General features: G+C 47.6%; 1 protein-coding gene. It reads right to left on the minus strand.

Features of this window, described 5'->3' with window-relative positions:
* Positions 1-260 precede the first annotated feature (260 nt).
* The coding region (locus OB13_RS19220) for a hypothetical protein (RefSeq protein ID WP_461491804.1) at positions 261-1,264 on the minus strand (1,004 nt) is incomplete at its 5' end.

Genomic DNA, 1,264 nt, shown 5'->3' on the forward strand with positions numbered 1-1,264 from the left:
ACAGTGGAGCGTCAACAAAGTGCACTTGGCAGTAGCTATACCTGCGTAGCGGAGGTTGCAAGGATGTCTTGCTATACCTGTCCGCTATACCTGCTAGCGCAGGGTTTCCCCTTGCAAATCTCAGATCCCAGGCTTGATGCGGGAGGGGCAGGAGATTGTAATAATCTTATAGGATTTTAATAATCAGAGTATTACTTGAGCAAATAAAAAAAAGCCCCTGTTGTCATGACAACAGGGGCTTCTCTATAAGATAAGGCTATTTATTTCAGTACGAAAGTAGCCGTGCCGATCATAAATCCATCTGCGTACAGCTCAATGGTATGTTGGCCTTTTTTGTACTCTGCGTTTTTCGCATACACCAGGCTTACCTGCTGCTGGGTATTGTCGAATACGATGTCGCGCTTGGTGGTGTAGTACATATCTTCCCCATCGATCTCAAACGAGCCAGAGCCGGTAGAAAGGTTGTACAGGGCTGCGCCGTCTGGCTCAATCAGGCGCATGTAGATCGTCTTCGGCTCTTTGGGAGCAATGTCGTTCTTGGCCAGGTTAAACACGACACGTATCTTCTCTGTATTCTTGGCCTTGAACTCGTTTTTCTTGTCATCGAGTTCTTTGCCACGCTTGTTCACTACGTTGATATCCAGTTTCTGGGCTTCCAGGCGGGATGCTACCTTTACCTTCTCGGAAAGGTTCTCGTTGGTCGACTTCATGGTGGTCAGGCTGTCGCTCATGCGGTTCTGAGTCGTCTTCAAGGTCGTGTTCTCCGTGAAGAGCACTTCGTTGTCCTGCTTCAGTACCGCGATCTCTTCATCTTTCTGCTTCAGCTGTTTCTCAAAAGCAGATGCTCTGTCCCGGAAACGGCGCTGGTCAGCCAGGCTATAGCTGCTCTTACGGAAGCCGCGCAGCTCATTCAGATCAGAAGAGATGGATGCTATCTTTGCTTCCATCGAATCATTCTCCAGTCCCATGGCCTGCAGCTCCTGGCTCTGCCTCTCAAAATCAGCCTTCAGGGCCTCGTATACTTTTATCTGGTTCTCTAATTCGCTATTTTTAACTCTGATTACTTCTGCCTGCTCTTCGGTCTTTTCCTTTTTCTGGTAGTTCATGTAGAGCAGGATACCGTTGATGCTGATAAGGATGACGAGTAGGCCACTAATCAAAAGCTTACGGTTGCTTCTTTTTTCAGAAGGGTTCATGGGCGTTTCTTGTTTTGGATTTTCTTTTTCTTCCAGAGTGTTCATGAGATTGTTCTTTCGGTCCGGAG

The sequence above is a fragment of the Pontibacter sp. HJ8 genome, from assembly GCF_054824225.1.